The 19165-nt window shown below is 71.2% G+C and carries 15 protein-coding genes; 9 read left to right on the forward strand and 6 right to left on the reverse strand.

Annotation, left to right across the window (positions count from 1 at the left end; all coding sequences use genetic code 11):
* Window positions 1-14: 14 nt before the first annotated feature.
* The gene (gene lon, locus OHN19_RS13820) at window positions 15-2429 is read right to left on the reverse strand and encodes an endopeptidase La (RefSeq protein WP_330264482.1); all 2415 of its coding nucleotides are present in this window, start codon (window positions 2427-2429) and stop codon (window positions 15-17) included.
* 179 nt (window positions 2430-2608) lie between these two features.
* Here lon and OHN19_RS13825 point away from each other — a divergent pair, with 179 nt between their 5' ends.
* Together OHN19_RS13825 and OHN19_RS13830 are read left to right on the forward strand one after the other, a co-directional pair.
* A complete protein-coding gene (locus tag OHN19_RS13825; protein WP_330264483.1) occupies window positions 2609-3265 on the forward strand; it encodes a GNAT family N-acetyltransferase in 657 nt (218 codons plus the stop codon).
* A gap of 251 nt (window positions 3266-3516) precedes the next feature.
* Entirely contained in the window at window positions 3517-4269 is a 753-nt protein-coding gene (locus OHN19_RS13830) for a GNAT family N-acetyltransferase (protein ID WP_419249576.1), read from the forward strand.
* 352 nt (window positions 4270-4621) lie between these two features.
* Here the strand turns inward: OHN19_RS13830 and OHN19_RS13835 are convergent, their stop codons facing one another.
* Window positions 4622-5467, reverse strand: a complete 846-nt coding sequence (locus tag OHN19_RS13835; protein ID WP_330264485.1) for a rhomboid-like protein — start codon at window positions 5465-5467, stop codon at window positions 4622-4624.
* A gap of 139 nt (window positions 5468-5606) precedes the next feature.
* On the opposite strand from OHN19_RS13835, the gene OHN19_RS13840 reads away from it, so the two are divergent.
* The 7 genes from OHN19_RS13840 (at window position 5607) to OHN19_RS13870 (ending at window position 15319) form a co-directional block, all read left to right on the forward strand.
* Complete coding sequence (locus OHN19_RS13840; RefSeq protein WP_330264486.1) at window positions 5607-6284, forward strand: spermidine synthase; 678 nt, start codon at window positions 5607-5609, stop codon at window positions 6282-6284.
* Window positions 6285-6407: 123 nt separating this feature from the next.
* Window positions 6408-7145: a response regulator transcription factor gene (locus tag OHN19_RS13845; protein WP_123765170.1), complete on the forward strand. Its 738-nt coding sequence runs from the start codon at window positions 6408-6410 to the stop codon at window positions 7143-7145.
* Window positions 7142-8248 (forward strand): HAMP domain-containing sensor histidine kinase, encoded by a 1107-nt coding sequence (locus OHN19_RS13850; protein WP_330264487.1) that lies wholly within the window; start codon window positions 7142-7144, stop codon window positions 8246-8248. The genes OHN19_RS13845 and OHN19_RS13850 overlap by 4 nt, the downstream gene beginning before the upstream one ends.
* A gap of 291 nt (window positions 8249-8539) precedes the next feature.
* A complete protein-coding gene (locus tag OHN19_RS13855) occupies window positions 8540-12370 on the forward strand; it encodes a multifunctional oxoglutarate decarboxylase/oxoglutarate dehydrogenase thiamine pyrophosphate-binding subunit/dihydrolipoyllysine-residue succinyltransferase subunit (protein ID WP_330264488.1) in 3831 nt (1276 codons plus the stop codon).
* 94 nt (window positions 12371-12464) lie between these two features.
* Window positions 12465-12644, forward strand: coding sequence for a DUF6104 family protein (locus OHN19_RS13860; protein WP_028420339.1), 180 nt, complete (start codon window positions 12465-12467; stop codon window positions 12642-12644).
* A gap of 505 nt (window positions 12645-13149) precedes the next feature.
* The gene (locus tag OHN19_RS13865) at window positions 13150-14217 is read left to right on the forward strand and encodes a hypothetical protein (protein ID WP_330264489.1); all 1068 of its coding nucleotides are present in this window, start codon (window positions 13150-13152) and stop codon (window positions 14215-14217) included.
* A gap of 1 nt (window position 14218) precedes the next feature.
* Window positions 14219-15319, forward strand: coding sequence for a PadR family transcriptional regulator (locus OHN19_RS13870; protein ID WP_330264490.1), 1101 nt, complete (start codon window positions 14219-14221; stop codon window positions 15317-15319).
* 104 nt (window positions 15320-15423) lie between these two features.
* On the opposite strand, the gene OHN19_RS13875 is transcribed toward OHN19_RS13870, so the two are convergent.
* The 4 genes from OHN19_RS13875 to OHN19_RS13890 form a co-directional block, all read right to left on the reverse strand.
* On the reverse strand, window positions 15424-16005 hold the full coding sequence (locus tag OHN19_RS13875; protein WP_330264491.1) for a Clp protease N-terminal domain-containing protein: 582 nt from the start codon (window positions 16003-16005) through the stop codon (window positions 15424-15426).
* Window positions 16005-16214, reverse strand: coding sequence for a helix-turn-helix domain-containing protein (locus tag OHN19_RS13880; RefSeq protein WP_007384656.1), 210 nt, complete (start codon window positions 16212-16214; stop codon window positions 16005-16007). The genes OHN19_RS13875 and OHN19_RS13880 overlap by 1 nt, the downstream gene beginning before the upstream one ends.
* 99 nt (window positions 16215-16313) lie before the next feature.
* Window positions 16314-17279: a zinc-binding dehydrogenase gene (locus tag OHN19_RS13885; RefSeq protein ID WP_330264492.1), complete on the reverse strand. Its 966-nt coding sequence runs from the start codon at window positions 17277-17279 to the stop codon at window positions 16314-16316.
* A gap of 374 nt (window positions 17280-17653) precedes the next feature.
* Window positions 17654-19165 (reverse strand): hypothetical protein, encoded by a 1512-nt coding sequence (locus tag OHN19_RS13890; RefSeq protein WP_330264493.1) that lies wholly within the window; start codon window positions 19163-19165, stop codon window positions 17654-17656.

Below are 19165 nucleotides of genomic sequence, written 5' to 3' on the forward strand. Positions count from 1 at the left end.
TCCGATCGCGTCCGTCACGCCGCGACCGGAACCTCCGGCGCCGCCCCGTTCGTCGCCGGGGACAGCGCCAGCTCCAGGACCTGGCGGACGTCGGTGACGGCGTGGACGTCGAGCTTGTCCAGCACCTCCGCCGGGACGTCGTCCAGGTCGGCCTCGTTGCGCTTCGGGATGATGACGGTCGTCACCCCGGCGCGGTGCGCGGCGAGCAGCTTCTGCTTCACACCGCCGATCGGCAGTACCCGGCCGGTCAGCGAGACCTCACCCGTCATGGCCACGTCCGTGCGGACCAGGCGGCCGCTGAGCAGCGACGCCAGCGCCGTCGTCATCGTGACGCCCGCGCTCGGGCCGTCCTTCGGGACCGCACCCGCCGGGAAGTGGATGTGCACGCCCCGGTCCTTGAGGTCGGCGACCGGCAGCTCCAGCTCGGCGCCGTGCGACCTGAGGAAGCTCAGCGCGATCTGCGCGCTCTCCTTCATCACGTCACCCAGTTGGCCGGTCAGGGTCAGACCCGCCGCACCGGTCTCCGGGTCGGCCAGCGACGCCTCCACGTAGAGGACGTCCCCGCCCGCTCCGGTGACCGCGAGTCCGGTCGCCACGCCCGGGACCGCCGTACGGCGCTCGGCCGGGTCCTGCGCCGACTCGGGCACGTGGTGCGGGCGCCCGATCAGGGCCCGCAGGTCGTCCGCGCCGATGGTGAACGGCAGCTCCCGCTCGCCCAGTTCGTGCTGTGCCGCGACCTTGCGGAGCAGCCGGGCGATCGAGCGCTCCAGGGTGCGCACGCCCGCCTCGCGGGTGTACTCGCCGGCGAGCTTGCGCAGCGCGCTCTCCTCCAGGGTCACCTCGTCCTTGTCGATGCCCGCCCGCTCCAGCTGGCGCGGGAGCAGGTGGTCACGGGCGATGACGACCTTCTCGTCCTCGGTGTAGCCGTCGAGGCGGACCAGCTCCATACGGTCGAGCAGGGCCTCCGGGATCGCTTCCAGGACGTTCGCCGTGGCGAGGAACACCACGTCGGACAGGTCGAGTTCGACCTCCAGGTAGTGGTCGCGGAAGGTGTGGTTCTGCGCCGGGTCCAGGACCTCCAGGAGGGCGGCCGCGGGGTCGCCGCGGAAGTCGGAGCCCACCTTGTCGATCTCGTCGAGCAGGACGACCGGGTTCATCGAACCGGCCTCCTTGATGGCCCGCACGATCCGTCCGGGCAGCGCGCCGACGTACGTACGGCGGTGTCCGCGGATCTCGGCCTCGTCCCGGACGCCACCGAGGGCGACGCGGACGAACTTGCGGCCCATGGCGTGCGCGACGGACTCGCCGAGGCTGGTCTTGCCGACGCCGGGCGGGCCGACGAGCGCCAGCACGGCACCGCCGCGCCGCCCGCCGATGACACCCAGGCCCCGGTCGCTGCGGCGCTTGCGCACCGCCAGGTACTCGGTGATCCGCTCCTTCACGTCCTCGAGGCCCGCGTGCTCGGCGTCGAGGACCGCCTTGGCGCCCTGGATGTCGTACTCGTCCTCGGTCCGCTCGTTCCACGGCAGTTCGAGGACAGTGTCCAGCCAGGTGCGGATCCAGGAGCCCTCCGGGGACTGGTCGGAGGACCGCTCCAGCTTGTCGACCTCCTTGAGGGCGGCCTCCCGCACCTTCTCGGGCAGGTCGGCGGCCTCCACGCGGGCGCGGTAGTCGTCGGACTCCTCGCCGTCCTTCTCGCCGTTGAGCTCGCGCAGCTCCTTGCGGACGGCTTCCAGCTGACGGCGGAGCAGGAACTCGCGCTGCTGCTTGTCGACGCCCTCCTGGACGTCCTTCGCGATGGTCTCGGCGACGTCCTGCTCGGCGAGGTGGTCGCGCAGCTGCTGGGTGGCGAGCTTGAGGCGGGCGACCGGGTCGGCGGTCTCCAGCAGCTCGACCTTCTGTTCGGTGGTCAGGAAGGGTGAGTAACCGGAGTTGTCGGCGAGGGCGGACACGTCGTCGATGGCCTGCACGCGGTCCACGATCTGCCACGCGCCGCGCTTGCGCAGCCAGGCGGTGGCGAGGGCCTTGTACTCCTTGACCAGTTCGGTGACGTGACCGGGCAGCGGGTCGGGGACGGTCTGGTCGACCGTCGTCCCCTCGACCCACAGGGCGGCGCCCGGGCCGGTGGTCCCCGCACCGATCTGCACCCTGCCCCGGCCGCGGATGAGGGCACCCGGGTCGCCGTCGGCCAGTCGGCCGACCTGCTCGACGGTGCCGAGCACACCGGTGCTCGCGTAGGTCCCGTCGATCCGTGGCACCAGCAGGACCTTGGGCTTGCCGGGTTCCGAGCGGGCGGCGGCCTGGGCGGCCTCCACCGCGGCGCGGACGTCGGCGTCGTTCAGGTCCAGCGGCACCACCATTCCGGGCAGCACGACCTCGTCGTCGAGCGGCAGCACAGGCAGAGTGAGCGGTGTGGACGTCGAAGCCATGATCTCCCCTTCGGCAGTCAAGTTGAGCTATGCCGACTCAATGCCCGGGGACTTTCGAATGTTCCCCACTCGCTTCCCTGTTCGCTGTGGGCGATCACCGCTGTCGCGGCGGAACCCCCGACACCTATCGTGAAACCGGTAATAAGCGAGAAGGCAAAGCGACTATTACAGGGGGTCCGGTGGACGGAGTCGTACAGGCATGGGTGGACGGCTGGGTCGTGTCCCGCGGGGCCGCCCCGCCGCAGCGTGAGCCGTGGGGGTTCACCGTGGACGTGGGACAGATCGCGCAGGTCTCGCGGCATGTCTTCGACGCCCTGGGCGACGATGTGGACGAGCAGGCCGTGCGCAAGGTCGCGGACGGAGTGACGGGGGCCGGGGTGTGGCTGAAGGTGTTCCAGGGACCGGGGACCGTCGGGAACTGGCTGGGTGAGGGCTGGTGGGTGGATCCCGAGCCGGGGTTCCTGATGACGGTCCCGCTGACCGCTTCGGCGCACCGGACCGTCGCCCCGCACGGATACCGGCTGCGCACCTGGGCCGTCGGGGGTGTGACCCGCGTGCTCGTCGCCGCTCCCGACGGCTCCCTCGCGGCCCGCGGCCAGGTCGCCCCGACCGGCGCCACCGCCGTCTTCGACCAGATCGAGACCGTGGCCGCCCATCAGCGCCGCGGGCTGGGCAGCCTCGTCATGCGCACCCTCCAGACCGCGGCGTCCGCCACGGGGGCGGAGACCGGCGTACTGGCGGGCACCCCGGCGGGCCGTGGTCTGTACGAGTCTCTGGGCTGGCATGTGGAGGCTCCGCTCACCAGTGCGAAGTTCGTGGGACCGGACGCCGGGTGACCGTCCGTCACCGCCCGCGGGACCCGGTCGCGGCCCGGCCTCTGTCATGCTGCACCGATGATCGCCCCGGCACCCGGAGGGACCGCTTGGTGGGCAACACCCGACCGCGCCGCTCTCTTCCCGCCCGTGCGGGACGCCGACCAGGCACAGCCAGGCAGCCAGTACAACCAGGACAGCCACGCCAACCGAAAGGCCCGTCGAGCGTGACCACGGTGGACATACGCCCCCTCCTCTCCGCCTACGACGACCAGATGCGCGGCTCTCCCCCGACCCCGCCCGCCGGGATGACCTACGAGCAGGACGGACCGCTGCTGCGGATCGTCGGCCAGTTCCGCGGTTTCGTGAGCGGTCCGCGCGACCTCGGCGTCGAGGGTGACGCGCTCGACGAGCTCATCGCCCGCCAGCGCGACTTCTTCGCGGCGCGCGGCGAGGCGCTGGAGTGGAAGACCCGGGCCCACGACACCCCGGCCGACCTCACCGAGCGGCTGCGCGCGGCCGGTTTCGTGCCCGAGGAACGGGAGACGGTGCTGATCGGCCGGGCCGCCGAGATGGCCGTAGGGGAACCCACGCTGCCGGACCGTGTGACCGTGCGCCGGGTCACGGCCGACGCGGACATGCGCCGGATCGCCGCGATGGAGTCGCAGGTGTGGGGCCAGGACCGGAGCTGGCTCGCCGACGACCTGATCGGCCGGGTCGCCGCCGCGCCGGACGAGATCGCGGTGTACGTCGCCGAGGCGGACGGCGAGGTGGTGTGCGCGGCCTGGCTGGTGTTCCGGGCGGGCACGGAGTTCGCCGGCCTGTGGGACGGCTCCACGCTCGCCGAGTGGCGGGGGCGGGGCATCTACCGCGCCCTGGTCGCCCTACGCGCGGCTCTCGCCGTGTCCCGCGGGGTCACGTATCTCCACGTGGACGCCTCGGACGACAGCGCGCCCATCCTGCGCCGCCTCGGCTTCCACGCGGTGACCACGACGACGCCGTACGTCTGGACACCGTCGGACCGCTGACCGCGGCACACGGAGAACACACGCGCAGGGCAGGCCCGTTGGCGGCCCCGGCCCGGCGTGCGGACGGGGACGTACGCACGCTTGCCGGGACGCAGGGGGAACGGCGGCGTCGGCGCACACGGAGAATGCCCGCGCAAGCCAAGCCCGTTGGCGGCCCCGGCCCGGCCGCGCGAACGGGGACGTACGCACGCTCTTGGACCCGGCGAGGAGCCTGCCGGACCGCGCCGGGACGCAGGGGGACGGCGGCGTCGGCGAAGGGGGCGGTCGCGCGGCGACCCCGGGGCCCGCCCGGCGGGTCATGTCGGCGTCGCGGGAGCCGGAGCGTCCGGCGCCGGCGTCCCAAACAGCCGGCTCAATTCGCCGAACAGCCCTCGCCGTCGGGAAGTACCAGCCGTGCCCGGTGCCACCGCCGTACCAGCGGCCAGGTCGAGACGCCGATCAGGAGGGCGATCGGGTGGCCCCAATCCGTCAACGGGTCGGTGAAGGCGAGCAGGGCGGTCAGCAGTGGCCAGGTGAACAGGGCGAGCAGCGGCCACCGCAGCCACGGCCCGAGCAGCCCGGTGAGCGCGCCGAGGCTCGCGGCGACGCCGAAGCTGACGCCGTAGTCGAGGCGGTGCAGCGAGGAGGCGGGAAGGTGCCCGGCCAGGACCGCGACGCCGATGGGGACCTCCGTCGCGAGGGTCGCGCCGACATGGCCGAGCAGGAAGACGGCGGCCGCGCGGACCCCGCCGATCCTTCGCTCCAGCGCCGTGAGGACGAACAACAGGGCGATGGCGTACGGCGACAGGATGCCGCCCGCGATCCACAGAGCGCTGGCGAGCAGCACCTGCACCGGCGTACGGACCAGGTGCGCGACGTCGGTACTGGAGCCCTGGTGCAGGGTGTGCACGAGGGCGGGGTCCAGCTGCGTCGAGACGAGCGAGACCACGGCCAGGACGGCGCCGTAGCCGAAAGTGAACGGGGTCCCGGTGGGCGTGGGAAACAGCCGCCCCATGCGCCGCGGGGTGCGAACCCGGCGGACGGGTACGGGCGTTGCCGCCTCCCGCGGCCTGCCGGTGACCGCCGGCGCCCCGCTCCGCTGCCGGGGCATCCCGTCGAGCAGCCCGGCCACATCCGGGAAGCAGGCGTCCGGAGCGGGCACGACCGAGGGGGGCGGCCCGGTCGGGTCGGGAGGAGCCGTCGGCGCGGTCCGGTCCAAGGTGAGCTGCTCCTTCCGTTTCACCCCAGCCTTCGCGCCCGACCCACCCGCTGTCTGTGACCCGCGCCACCTCGGCGCTGATTCACAGTGACTTCTCAAGAAGTCCCGCCCCGCACGCCGTTCCTGCCAGGATGGGCCGATGCCCACCTCGTACGACATCCCCGAAGTCCTGGACCGTCGCGAGGGCCCCTACGGGGAGGTCGTCCTGCGGCGCCACGGCGAGTTGCTCCAGATCATCGCCAACGGCTGCTTCCTGATGGACACCTCCGACGGCCGCTCGGAGCGCCTGCTCGTCGACGCGGCGCTCGGTGCGCTCGACGACCGACCGGACCCGCACGTCCTCATCGGCGGCCTCGGCGTCGGCTTCTCGCTCGCACACGCCGCCGCGAATCCGCGCTGGGGCCGGATCACGGTCGTGGAGCGGGAGCCGGCCGTCATCGACTGGCACCGCTCGGGGCCGCTCTCGACGCTCTCCGCGGCGGCTCTGGCCGATCCGCGGACGAACATTCTGGAAACGGATCTAGTCGGATTCGTCAATGAGACATGCGCCACTTTTGACGCGCTGTGCCTCGACATCGACAACGGCCCCGACTGGACGGTCACGGACGGCAACCACGGCCTGTACGGCCCTACCGGACTCACAAGCTGCGCAAGGGTGTTGAAGCCGGGCGGGGTACTGGCCGTGTGGTCCGCGCAGCCCTCAGCGGAATTTGAGGGATCCCTAGCAAATGCCGGGTTCCAACAGGTACGTACCGAGGAGATCCCCGTTGCCCGGGGCGTACCCGACGTCGTACATCTCGCCGTCCGACCTGGATAGCAAAGGGGTGATGACTCCCCGTACTCTGCTTCCCTACGCCGATCATTCAAGCGTCAATCGCAGTCATGCGCAGACAAGGAATCACCCCACATGGTTCCGGAAAGCACTCCCCAGGGGCGGGCGATGGAGCAGACACACACCTCCCAGAACGGCACGACGGCTACTCCGGGCGCACAGCGCCGGGTCCTGGTCGTCGAGGACGATCCGACGATCGTCGACGCCATCGCGACCCGCCTGCGCGCCGAGGGATTCCTCGTGCAAACGGCGGTCGACGGTCCGTCGGCGGTCGACACGGCCGAGGCCTGGCAGCCCGATCTGCTGATCCTCGACATCATGCTGCCCGGCTTCGACGGTCTGGAGGTCTGCCGCCGTGTGCAGGCCGCCCGGCCGGTGCCGGTGATGATGCTCACCGCGCGGGACGACGAGACCGACATGCTGGTCGGGCTCGGCGTCGGCGCCGACGACTACATGACCAAGCCCTTCTCCATGCGTGAGCTGGCCGCGCGCGTGCACGTCCTGCTGCGGCGGGTCGAGCGGGCCGCGCTGGCCGCCGCCACGCCCAGAAGCGGCATCCTGCGGCTCGGCGAGCTGGAGATCGACCACGCGCAGCGCCGGGTCCGGGTGCGCAGCGAGGACGTCCACCTCACCCCCACCGAGTTCGACCTGCTGGTGTGCCTGGCGAACACCCCGCGCGCGGTGCTCTCCCGTGAGCAGCTGCTCGCCGAGGTGTGGGACTGGGCGGACGCCTCCGGCACCCGCACGGTCGACAGCCACATCAAGGCCCTGCGCCGGAAGATCGGCGCCGAGCGGATCCGCACGGTGCACGGCGTGGGCTACGCCCTGGAGACGCCGACGCCATGAGCGAGGGTCCGGCCGGCCGGAGAAGCGCCAAGGAACCCTGGGGTGGCGTGAGCCCGTTCTCGATCAAGACCAAGCTGGGCGCGCTGGTCGTCATCGCGGTCCTCATCACCACCGGGCTGATGATGATCGCGATGCGCACAGCCACCGAGCTGCGCTTCATCACGGTCTTCTCGATGATCGCCACACTGCTCATTACGCAGTTCGTGGCGCATTCGCTCACCGCGCCGCTGGACGACATGAACGCGGTCGCCCGGTCCATCTCGCACGGCGACTACACCCGCCGGGTCCGCGAGAACCGCCGGGACGAGCTGGGCGACCTGGCCCAGACGATCAACCGCATGGCGGACGACCTGGAGGCCCAGGAACGCCAGCGCAAGGAACTTGTGGCAAATGTCTCCCACGAGCTGCGCACTCCCATCGCGGGCCTGCGCGCGGTGCTGGAGAACATCGTCGACGGGGTCACCCAGGCCGACCCCGAGACCATGCGCACCGCCCTGAAGCAGACCGAGCGGCTCGGCCGGCTGGTGGAGACGCTGCTGGACCTGTCCCGCCTCGACAACGGCGTCGTACCGCTGAAGAAGCGCCGTTTCGAGGTGTGGCCGTATCTCTCGGGCGTGCTGAAGGAGGCCAACATGGTCGCCACCGCGCGCGCGGGCATCGCCTCCGGGTCGGGCAGCCACACCCGCAACGACGTGCATCTGCACCTCGACGTGTCGCCGCCGGAGCTGACCGCGCACGCCGACCCGGAGCGCATCCACCAGGTCGTCGCCAACCTGATCGACAACGCCGTCAAGCACAGCCCGCCGCACGGCCGGGTCACGGTCAAGGCGCGGCGCGGGGCCCTGCCGGAATCCCTTGAGCTGGAGGTCCTCGACGAGGGCCCCGGCATTCCGCGCTCCGAGTGGCACCGGGTCTTCGAGCGGTTCAACCGCGGTCAGGTCCTACGGCCGCACGGCCCGGGCAGCGACGGCGGCACCGGGCTCGGGCTCGCGATCGCCCGCTGGGCGGTGGATCTGCACGGCGGCCGGATCGGTGTGGCCGAATCCCAGCGGGGCTGCCGGATTCTTGTCACCCTTCCGGGACTTCCCTCTGTGCCAAGTTGACGTAAAGTTCGAAGCGGAGCCACAAGATCCATCTCTGTCCGCGCTGACGGACACGTGTGATCAGGCAGAGGGCCGCGCCGCTGTCGCGCAGAGCCCCGCTGGGCGCTTCCCTCAGGCGGATTCATCTGGCAGAACCACGCTTGTTTCCCGCCATTTTCACCCCCGAAACCCGGTCTTTGATGTGACTTACACGACGATGGACCGGCCCGGCCTGACCTTCACCGTCTCGGGGGCGTAGCCTTTATTTCCGCTGTCCATCACCTTGTGAAGCGGAAGAGGGCGGTTGCCGCCGTGTCGCCACAGTCCCCCAGTAACTCGAGCATCTCCACCGACGCAGACCAAGCGGGCAAGAACCCCGCTGCCGCGTTCGGCCCGAACGAGTGGCTCGTCGACGAGATCTATCAGCAGTACCTCCAGGACCCGAATTCGGTAGACCGAGCCTGGTGGGACTTCTTCGCCGACTACAAGCCAGGGGCGCCCGCCGCCTCGGCTCCGGCGGGTACTGCGGCCGCGGGGGCCGCAGAGACCACCAGCACGGCGTCGGCGCCCGCCCCGGCGGCTCCCGCCCAGGCCCCGGCGCCTGCCGCCGCCCCGGCCGCGGCTGCTCCCGCGGCTCCGGCCGCCAAGCCCGCGGCCGCCGCTCCGGCCCAGGCCGCTGCTCCGGCCGCCGCTCCCGCGAAGGCCGCGCCCGCCCAGGCCGCCAAGCCCGCCGTCGCGAAGCCCGCGGCCAAGGCCGAGCCCGCCGCCGCGGACGGTCCCGAGCTGATCACCCTGCGCGGTCCCGCCGCCGCGGTCGCGAAGAACATGAACGCCTCCCTGGAGCTGCCCACGGCCACGTCCGTGCGCGCGGTCCCGGTGAAGCTGCTCTTCGACAACCGCATCGTCATCAACAACCACCTCAAGCGCGCCCGGGGCGGGAAGATCTCCTTCACGCACCTGATCGGCTACGCGATGGTGCAGGCCATCAAGGCCATGCCGTCGATGAACTGGCACTACGCGGAGAAGGACGGGAAGCCCACCCTCGTCAAGCCGCCGCACGTCAACTTCGGCCTCGCCATCGACCTGGTGAAGCCCAACGGCGACCGCCAGCTGGTCGTCGCGGGCATCAAGAAGGCCGAGACGCTGAACTTCTTCGAGTTCTGGCAGGCCTACGAGGACATCGTCCGCCGCGCCCGTGACGGCAAGCTGACGATGGACGACTTCTCGGGTGTCACGGTCTCCCTGACCAACCCGGGCGGCCTCGGTACGGTCCACTCGGTCCCGCGTCTGATGCCCGGCCAGTCGGTCATCATGGGCGTCGGTTCCATGGACTACCCGGCGGAGTTCCAGGGCACCTCCCAGGACACCCTGAACAAGCTCGGCATCTCGAAGGTCATGACGCTCACGTCGACCTACGACCACCGGGTCATCCAGGGCGCCGCGTCCGGCGAGTTCCTGCGGATCGTCGCGAACCTCCTGCTCGGCGAGAACGGCTTCTTCGACGAGATCTTCGAGGCCCTGCGCATCCCCTACGAGCCGGTCCGCTGGCTCAAGGACATCGACGCCAGCCACGACGACGACGTCACCAAGGCCGCGCGGGTCTTCGAGCTGATCCACTCCTACCGGGTCCGCGGCCACGTCATGGCCGACACCGACCCGTTGGAGTACCGCCAGCGCAAGCACCCCGACCTGGACATCACCGAGCACGGCCTCACCCTGTGGGACCTGGAGCGCGAGTTCGCCGTCGGCGGCTTCTCCGGCAAGTCCCTGATGAAGCTGCGCGACATCCTCGGCGTGCTGCGCGACTCGTACTGCCGCACCACCGGCATCGAGTTCATGCACATCCAGGACCCCAAGCAGCGCAAGTGGATCCAGGACCGCATCGAGCGCCCGCACACCAAGCCGGAGCGCGAGGAGCAGCTGCGCATCCTGCGCCGGCTGAACGCGGCGGAGGCCTTCGAGACCTTCCTGCAGACCAAGTACGTCGGCCAGAAGCGCTTCTCCCTGGAGGGCGGCGAGTCCGTCATCCCGCTGCTCGACGCGGTCCTCGACTCGGCCGCCGAGTCGCGCCTGGACGAGGTCGTCATCGGCATGGCCCACCGCGGCCGCCTGAACGTCCTCGCCAACATCGTGGGCAAGTCGTACGCGCAGATCTTCCGCGAGTTCGAGGGCAACCTCGACCCGAAGTCGATGCACGGCTCCGGCGACGTGAAGTACCACCTGGGCGCCCAGGGCACCTTCACGGGCCTGGACGGCGAGCAGATCAAGGTCTCGCTGGCCGCGAACCCCTCGCACCTGGAGACGGTCGACCCGGTCATCGAGGGCATCGTCCGCGCCAAGCAGGACATCATCAACAAGGGCGGCACGGACTTCACCGTCCTGCCGGTCGCCCTGCACGGTGACGCGGCCTTCGCGGGCCAGGGCGTGGTGGCCGAGACCCTGAACATGTCGCAGCTGCGCGGCTACCGCACCGGCGGCACGGTCCACATCGTCATCAACAACCAGGTCGGCTTCACGGCGGCGCCCGAGTCCTCGCGCTCCTCCATGTACGCCACCGACGTGGCCCGCATGATCGAGGCCCCGATCTTCCACGTGAACGGCGACGACCCGGAGGCCGTGGTCCGCGTGGCGCGGCTCGCCTTCGAGTTCCGCCAGGCGTTCAACAAGGACGTGGTGATCGACCTCATCTGCTACCGCCGCCGCGGTCACAACGAGTCGGACAACCCGGCCTTCACCCAGCCGCTGATGTACGACCTGATCGACAAGAAGCGCTCGGTGCGCAAGCTCTACACCGAGTCCCTCATCGGTCGCGGCGACATCACCCTGGAAGAGGCCGAGCAGGCGCTCCAGGACTACCAGGGCCAGCTGGAGAAGGTCTTCACCGAGGTCCGCGAGGCCGTCACGGCCCAGCCGGCCGCCGGTCCCGTCTCCGACCCGCAGGCCGAGTTCCCGGTCGCCGTGAACACCGCGATCTCCACCGAGACCGTGAAGCGGATCGCCGAGTCCCAGGTCAACATCCCCGACACCTTCCACGTCCACCCGCGTCTGCTGCCGCAGCTGCAGCGCCGCGCGGCGATGGTCGAGGACGGCACGATCGACTGGGGCATGGGCGAGACCCTGGCCGTCGGCTCGCTGCTCCTGGAGGGCACCCCGGTCCGCCTGTCGGGCCAGGACTCCCAGCGCGGCACCTTCGGCCAGCGCCACGCGGTCCTCATCGACCGTGAGACGGGCGAGGAGCACACCCCGCTCCAGTACCTCGCCGAGGAGCAGGCCCGCTACAACGTCTACAACTCCCTGCTCTCCGAGTACGCGGTCATGGGCTTCGAGTACGGCTACTCGCTGGCCCGCCCCGACGCGCTCGTGATGTGGGAGGCGCAGTTCGGCGACTTCGTCAACGGCGCGCAGACGGTCGTCGACGAGTACATCTCGGCGGCCGAGCAGAAGTGGGGCCAGACGTCGGGTGTGACGTTGTTGTTGCCGCACGGCTATGAGGGCCAGGGCCCGGACCACTCCTCGGCCCGTGTCGAGCGCTTCCTCCAGCTCTGCGCCCAGAACAACATGACGGTCGCGATGCCGACCCTGCCGTCGAACTACTTCCACCTCCTGCGGTGGCAGGTGCACAACCCGCACCACAAGCCGCTGGTGGTCTTCACCCCGAAGTCGATGCTGCGTCTGAAGGCCGCCGCGTCGAAGACGGAGGAGTTCACGTCGGGTCAGTTCCGCCCGGTCATCGGCGACGAGACGGTGGACGCGGCCGCGGTCCGCAAGGTCGTCTTCGTGGCGGGCAAGCTGTACTACGACCTCGAGGCCGAGCGTCAGAAGCGCGGCATCACGGACACGGCGATCATCCGCATCGAGCGCCTGTACCCGCTGCCGGGTGCCGAGCTCCAGGCGGAGATCGCGAAGTACCCGAACGCCGAGAAGTACCTGTGGGCCCAGGAGGAGCCGGCGAACCAGGGTGCGTGGCCGTTCATCGCGCTCAACCTGATCGACCACCTGGACCTGGCCGTCGGCGCGGACGTCCCGCACGGCGAGCGTCTGCGGCGCATCTCGCGCCCGCACAGCTCGTCTCCGGCGGTGGGCTCCGCGAAGCGCCACCAGGCCGAGCAGGAGCAGCTGGTGCGTGAGGTGTTCGAGGCGTAACCGCCGGCCGCTCGCGCGGACAGCACGTCACCGGGCCGTACCCCTCTCCGGAGGGGTGCGGCCCGGCCGTTTCCGCCCACTTATCCTTGACGGCATGTACTTCACGGACCGTGGCATCGAGGAACTGGAGAAGCGGCGCGGCGAGGAGGAGATCACCTTCGAGTGGCTCGCCGAGCAGCTGCGGACATTCGTGGACCTGAACCCCGACTTCGAGGTCCCGGTGGAACGACTGGCCACGTGGCTGGCCCGCCTGGACGACGAGGACGACGAGTAGCGGGTACGGCGGCGTCGGGACGGGGTGCCTTTGGGTACCCCGTTTTTTGTGCCGTGGGGTTTCGTGCCGGTGGGGGGTGGTCGGGTCGGGGGCGGTCGTGGGGGTGCCTTGGTCGGGCTGGGGTGTCGTGGGGGTGTAGGTGACGCGCGGGGGGGGCGGGCGCGGGGGTGCGTCGGTCGCGCTCAGGGGGCCTCAGTCGCGCTCGGGCGCATGTCGCCGAGGGTGTGCAAGCCATGCGGGTGCGTCACCACGGTCGGTGTCCCATCACAGGGCGGTGTCCCGCCCGCCGAGACACGGTCGTCGGGCTCCCCGCCGCGCAGCCAGGACCTGTCTGCCCTCCCGGACGAGAACGCTCGCCCCCTCACCCCGCGCCCATACCCAGCCCCCAGCCCCGGCCCCCAGCCTCCGGCGTCACCGGAAAGAGTGTCTTGACTTTCCTTGTCCACGATATATCGTGAATTGCAGGAGACGCGATATGGCGCGTTGCTACGGGGAGGTCTGCACCATGTCCGAGTGGTCCGTCACTGAGCCCAGGAAGCTCACCTTCGACGAGCCCGTCCGCGAACTCCACGTACGCATCGTCAACGGAACGGTGAACGTGGTGGGCACCGACGAAGGTTCCCCCCGTCTGGAGGTCTCCGAGATCGAGGGCCCGCCCCTGATCGTCACCCAGGAGCACGGCACCCTCACGGTCGCCTACGAGGACCTGCCCTGGAAGGGCTTCCTCAAGTGGCTCGACCGCAAGGGCTGGCGCCGCAGCGCGGTCGTCTCACTGGCCGTGCCGGCCGACACCCGCGTCGAGGTCGGCGTGGTCAGCGCCGCGGCCGTCGTGTCGGGGGTGCGCGGCCCGTCGGTGGTGAAGGGGGTCAACGGCGACACCACCCTCGTCGGCCTGTCCGGCACCGTCCGCGCCGACACCGTCTCCGGGAACCTGGAGGCACAGGCCGTCACCGGCGACCTGCGCTTCAACTCGGTCTCCGGGGACCTCACCGTCGTGGAGGGCTCGGGCCCCTCCGTGCGGGCGGACTCCGTCAGCGGCTCGATGATCGTCGACCTCGACCCGGAGGGCCCCACCGACGTCCGGCTGACCAGTGTCTCGGGCGAGATCGCCATCCGGCTGCCGCAGCCGGCCGACGCCGAGGTGGAGGCCAACACCGCGAGCGGGACGATCTCCAACGCCTTCGACGGCCTGCGGGTGCACGGCCAGTGGGGCGCCCACAAGGTCACCGGCCGCCTGGGCGCCGGCACCGGAAAGCTCCGCGCCACCACCGTCTCCGGCTCCATCGCCCTGCTGCGCCGCCCACCCCGGGAGGACGAGGAGGAGCCGTGGGAGACGGATCCCTTCGAGAAGGAAGGGGACATGGACGCCACCCGCCGCCCCACCGGCCACGGACCTGCCGACGTCACCGACACCGCCCCGGTGGACGGCGATCGGGGCACCTCGGGGGACAATCACCTTTCCGGCCAGGACGACGACCCCGCGGACGCCGACACGGGCACCCCGACGAACGCCGCCTCCGACGACCCCGCCCGCGCCCCGGCCGACGGCACGACCGACAAGAAGGTGCTCTGACATGCCCCCCGTCTTCGCCCACGGCCGCCTCCGCCTCTACCTGCTGAAGCTGCTGGACGAGGCCCCGCGCCACGGCTACGAGGTGATCCGGCTCCTGGAGGAGCGTTTCCAGGGCCTGTACGCCCCCTCGGCGGGCACCGTCTACCCGCGCCTCGCCAAGCTGGAGGCCGAGGGCCTGGTCACCCACACCACCGAGGGCGGCCGCAAGGTGTACGCCATCACGGACGCGGGCCGCGCCGAACTGGCCGACCGCAGCGGCGAACTGGCCGACCTGGAGCTGGAGATCCGCGAGTCGGTCGCCGAGCTCGCCGCCGAGATCCGCGCCGATGTGCGCGGCGCGGCCGGGGACCTGCGGCGCGAGATGCGGGCGGCCGCCTCCGAGGCCCGCCGGGGCACCGGCAGCGCCTCCAAGGGCTCCGGCGGTGAACACGAGGGCCCCTTCGGGGACTTCACCGACTTTGGCGACAAGGAGTCGTGGCGCGCCGCCAAGGAGGAGATGCGCCGCGTCAAGCAGGAGTGGAAGGAGCAGGCCCGGCGCGCCAAGGACGAGAGCCGCCGCGCCCGTGAGGAGGCCCAGCGGGCCCGCCGCCAGGCCAAGGAGGCCCAGGACCGGGCGAGGGAGCAGGCCCAGGAGGAGGTGCAGCGCATCGCCCGCCGGGTCCAGGAGCAGGTGCAGGACCACTTCGCGCGCGGCGACTGGCCGACGGGGGTGCGCGAGGGACTGACCGAACTGGCCAAGGAGTTCGGCGAGTTCGGGAAGGACTACGGCAAGGAGTTCGGGAAGGACTTCGGCTTCGGCCGGGGAGGCGCGAGGTCGGAGAAGGCCGAGCGGTTCGACAAGGCCGAGGGCACGGCACCCACCCCGGAGTACTCGCACACCCCCGAGGACTTCCCCGCCGAGCACGAACCGTCCTGGGCCCACGAGGACTCCACCGGAAATCCGGCCCGCGACCTGGACCGCCTGCTCGACCGCTTCCGCGACGACATCCGTGACGCGGCCCGCGACCACGGCATCACAGCGGACCAGCTCCGCGACGCCCGCCGCCACCTGTCGACGGCGGCGGCCCACATAGGAGCACTGCTGCGGACACCGAAGGCGTGACCGCCCCGCACTTCGGCGGTACGACGGCTCCGGCCCCGCCGGCGACGACGTACCGCCGGAGCGGGCAGCCCGCCCTCACCCGCAGCCCTCGCCCCACGGGCCGGTCAGCCGGCCTTGGCCTCTCCCCCGCCGTAGCCGCCCAGGCCGCCGTAGAGGACCCGCTGGACCGACTCATAGGTCACCCCGTGATCGGCGAGCACCTCTCCTGACACTCCAGGCCTGATCGTCAGGGCCAGCAGGATGTGCTCGTCGCCGATATGCCGGTCCCGCCGCGCCACGGCGACACGCAGCGACTTCTCCAGGATCTCCTTGGCGCTCCGCCCGAAGGGACGCCGTCCGGACCACCGCCCCCTGCCCTTCCGGTCACCGGACATCGCCCCGACCCCGTGCGCCTCCTCCACCCGGGCGACGATCTCCGACACATCGATCCCGAGCCCGGCCAGCGCCTCGGCGTCCGCCTGGGACAGCCCGGCCCGCCGCCGCGCCTCACCCAGCGCCTCCCGTACGGCGTCCCCGCGCTCGGCGAGCCCGAGGGCGGCCAGGGCGAAGGAGGCGCGACTGCCCTCCCGGTCCAGCAGTGCGAGCACGAGGTGCTCGGCGTCCACGGACTCCGCCCCCGCCTCCTCGGCGTACTCGATCGCCCCCACCACCACGGCCCGGGCATCCTTCGTGAACCGCTCGAACATCAATGCCTCCCGTACTTCTTGTGCACGGCCTGCCTGCTCACGCCGAGTTCGGCGGCGATCTCCTGCCACGACCAGCCCTGATTGCGCGCACTGCGCACCTGCACCGACTCCAGTTGCTCCAACAGCCTGCGCAGTGCGGCGACGGCACGCAGGCCGACGCGGGGATCGCGATCACCCGCACGTTCGGCGAGATCCGTTGCTTCGGTCATGATGTCAACTTACGTTGACATCATCCACCTGTCAACAACGGTTGACAAACGCCAACGGCCGGCCCCCGAAGGAGCCGGCCGCGGAAGCGAAACGAGAGATCAACCGTTGGTGAGCACGACCTTGCCGAACTGCTCGCCGGACGCGACCCGTTCGAAGCCCTCACGGGCACGGTCCATGGGCAGCACCTCGTCGATGACCGGCCGCACACCGGTGGCGGCGCAGAAGGCGAGCAGGTCCTCCAGCTCGTCCTTCGTGCCCATGGTCGACCCCACGACCTTGAGTTCCAGGAAGAAGATCCGGGTCAGCTCGGCGTGCGAGGGACGGTCGCCGCTCGTGGCACCGGAGATGACCAGGGTGCCGCCGGGTTTGAGCGACTTCACGGAGTGCGACCAGGTGGCGGCACCCACGGTCTCGATGACGGCGTCCACCCGCTGCGGCAACCGCGCACCGGACTCCAGCGCCTCCACCGCACCGAGTTCCACCGCCCGCTTGCGCTTGGCCTCGTCCCGGCTGGTGGCGAAGACCCGCAGCCCCGCGGCCTTCCCGAGCACGATGGCGGCCGTGGCGACACCACCGCCGGCGCCCTGCACGAGCACGGAGTCACCGGGCCGCACGCCGGCGTTGGTGAACAGCATCCGGTACGCCGTCAGCCAGGCCGTGGGCAGACAGGCGGCCTCCGCGAAGGACAGCTCCTTCGGCTTGGGCAGCACGTTCCAGGTCGGCACGGCCACCTGTTCGGCGAACGTCCCCTGGTAGCGCTCGGTGAGGATGGACCGCGGCTCCTTGGGGCCGACGCCGTGTCCGCTCTGCCCGATGACGGAGTGCAGGACCACCTCGTTGCCGTCCTCGTCGACACCGGCGGCGTCACAGCCGAGGATCATCGGCAGCTTGTCCTCCGCGAGGCCCACGCCCCGCAGGGACCAGAGGTCATGGTGATTGAGGGAGGCGGCCTTGACGTCGACGACACTCCAGCCGGGTCGGACTTCGGGAGCCGGACGCTCCCCCAACTCCAGTCCGGAGAGTGGGTCGTCGCGGTCGATTCGGGCGGCGTAGACAGCGAACATGACCGTGACGATAGGGTCCACCGCCGCCCCGGGGAACCAAGACACGTTGTGACACGTGCCGCAGAGCGGGCTACCAGAGTGCCGGGTCAGGTCGTCGGGCGGGTGCAGGCGCGTTGTGGCTCGTCGCGCAGTTCCCCGCGCCCCTAGGGGGTTGCAGTCACGCCTGCCACGATGCACCGTTCGCCGCGTACGGCGCGAAGGGGACGGGGTGGGGGGTGTCCGCCCGCAGCGGCCGGCGTCCGGAACCGAGCACATCTCCAGCGACCGAGCCGCCGGACCGAGGACGGATACCCCCCACCCCGGCACCGACCCACGACGCAACCGCACGCGCTACACAAGCCCCCACCGGACAGCAAGGGGCCGCCGCAGGCCTCTCAGGGGCGCGGGGAACTGCGCAAAGACGCCCGCCCCCACCGAACCCGCACCATCAGCAACACCAAACCCCCACCCACCACCAACAGCACAGCAACGCCCCCTCGAAGCACCACCCCATCCGCCCCCGTCGCAGCAAGCGCACCCCCAGCCACCGTCCCCCCGGCCCCGGCGGGACTCCCCGAGCCCGTAACCGACGGCGACGGCGACGGACTGGACGTGGCCGAAGCGGTGACCGTCACCGCAACCGCCGCCGTGTCGTTCGCCGAGTCGTCGTCACGGTTGGGGTACTCAGGGTTCCCCACCGCCTTCACACCGCCCCGCGCGCCAGGCACGACCCGGTCGATCCGCACGGTGAACTCCTGCGTCACCGAGTCACCCGGCCGGAAGTCCGTGCTGCCGATGTCGCAGGTGTAGCTCTTCGCGCCGGCCTTCTGAGGCGTGCAGTTCCACCGCGGCCCGGGATCACCCTGCTCACCGGGCCCGGGCGCGCCGGTGATGGTGGTGCCCGCGGGCGGAGTCACCACGAACGTGCCGGAGTTGTCGGCGTCCATCCACTGGAGGCCCATCCGGCCCGGCCCGTTGTTCCGCACGCCCACGGTGATGCTCACCGTCTCGCCGACCTTGCCCTCGACCGTGTCGCCGATCGCCGCGTAGTCGGCGTGCTGGGTGGTGGCGAAGGTGCCGTACCCGGAGCCGGTGAAGCCGGAACCGGAGGGGACGGGCTTCAGGCCGAGCGCCGCGCCGGTGCCCGTCGCGGGGAAGTCGGACGGGTCGAAGGAGTCGGGCGCGGTGCCGCCGACCGGCCACACGACGTAGGTGTTGTAGCCGTACATCGTGTCCTGGGCGGCGGTGTAGCGCAGCGGCACGTCGGTCTCGTAGGCGGCGCCGGGCGCGACCGGGGTGTCGAACCTGCACCAGGCGCCGACGTCGGGCTGGTCCGAGTAGTGGCAGTTGGAGTGGTCCCGGGCGAGCGAGACGCCTTCCGAGTCCTGCACCAGCAGCATGACGCCCTTGTCGGCGGGGGCCGCACCGGTGTTGGCGAAGGCCGGGGTGCGCTCGAAGCCGGCGCCGGGGGCGATGCCCTTCAGCGCCGGGTAGGGCCGGCTGACGAGCTTCGGCCCGCCGACGAGGACGTCCGTCCTGCCGGTCACGGTGGGCGCGTCGGAGGCGGTGGCGGTGTAGGTGATGGCACCGGTGTCGCCCGCCTCGGCGGCGGCGGTGGGCTTCAGGAAGAACGGGTCGATCGACTCGCCGCCCGACAGCGGGCCCACGTCGCACCTGACCTTCAGGGTGCCGGCGCTCACGCAGTCCCCCGTGACGACCATCGTCGCCTTTCCTGCGAGGGACGACGCGTCGACGGCGACCGAGACGTCATGGGCGTCCCCGCCCGAGGCGGTGATGCCGAGGCCCAGGTTCGGGCCCTCGCCCTCGGTGGGGAGGGTGTAGCTCTCCTGGGCGTCCAGGACGAGCGTCGTTCCGGCGGCGTGCGCGGCCGGGGTTGCGAGCGCCAT

This window comes from Streptomyces griseorubiginosus (genome assembly GCF_036345115.1).
GTDB lineage: Bacteria > Actinomycetota > Actinomycetes > Streptomycetales > Streptomycetaceae > Streptomyces > Streptomyces griseorubiginosus_C.

Excerpts from the sequence above, each read along its gene's own strand:
- OHN19_RS13840 (WP_330264486.1), top strand. The coding sequence starts at position 5,607 with ATGCCCACCTCGTACGACATCCCCGAAGTCCTGGACCGTCGCGAGGGC.
- OHN19_RS13870 (WP_330264490.1), top strand. The coding sequence starts at position 14,219 with ATGCCCCCCGTCTTCGCCCACGGCCGCCTCCGCCTCTACCTGCTGAAG.
- OHN19_RS13845 (WP_123765170.1), top strand. The coding sequence starts at position 6,408 with ATGGAGCAGACACACACCTCCCAGAACGGCACGACGGCTACTCCGGGC.
- OHN19_RS13875 (WP_330264491.1), bottom strand. The coding sequence starts at position 16,005 with ATGTTCGAGCGGTTCACGAAGGATGCCCGGGCCGTGGTGGTGGGGGCG.
- OHN19_RS13850 (WP_330264487.1), top strand. The coding sequence starts at position 7,142 with ATGAGCGAGGGTCCGGCCGGCCGGAGAAGCGCCAAGGAACCCTGGGGT.
- lon (WP_330264482.1), bottom strand. The coding sequence starts at position 2,429 with ATGGCTTCGACGTCCACACCGCTCACTCTGCCTGTGCTGCCGCTCGAC.
- OHN19_RS13865 (WP_330264489.1), top strand. The coding sequence starts at position 13,150 with ATGTCCGAGTGGTCCGTCACTGAGCCCAGGAAGCTCACCTTCGACGAG.
- OHN19_RS13885 (WP_330264492.1), bottom strand. The coding sequence starts at position 17,279 with ATGTTCGCTGTCTACGCCGCCCGAATCGACCGCGACGACCCACTCTCC.
- OHN19_RS13880 (WP_007384656.1), bottom strand. The coding sequence starts at position 16,214 with ATGACCGAAGCAACGGATCTCGCCGAACGTGCGGGTGATCGCGATCCC.
- OHN19_RS13860 (WP_028420339.1), top strand. The coding sequence starts at position 12,465 with ATGTACTTCACGGACCGTGGCATCGAGGAACTGGAGAAGCGGCGCGGC.
- OHN19_RS13830 (WP_419249576.1), top strand. The coding sequence starts at position 3,517 with ATGCGCGGCTCTCCCCCGACCCCGCCCGCCGGGATGACCTACGAGCAG.
- OHN19_RS13890 (WP_330264493.1), bottom strand. The coding sequence starts at position 19,165 with ATGGCGCTCGCAACCCCGGCCGCGCACGCCGCCGGAACGACGCTCGTC.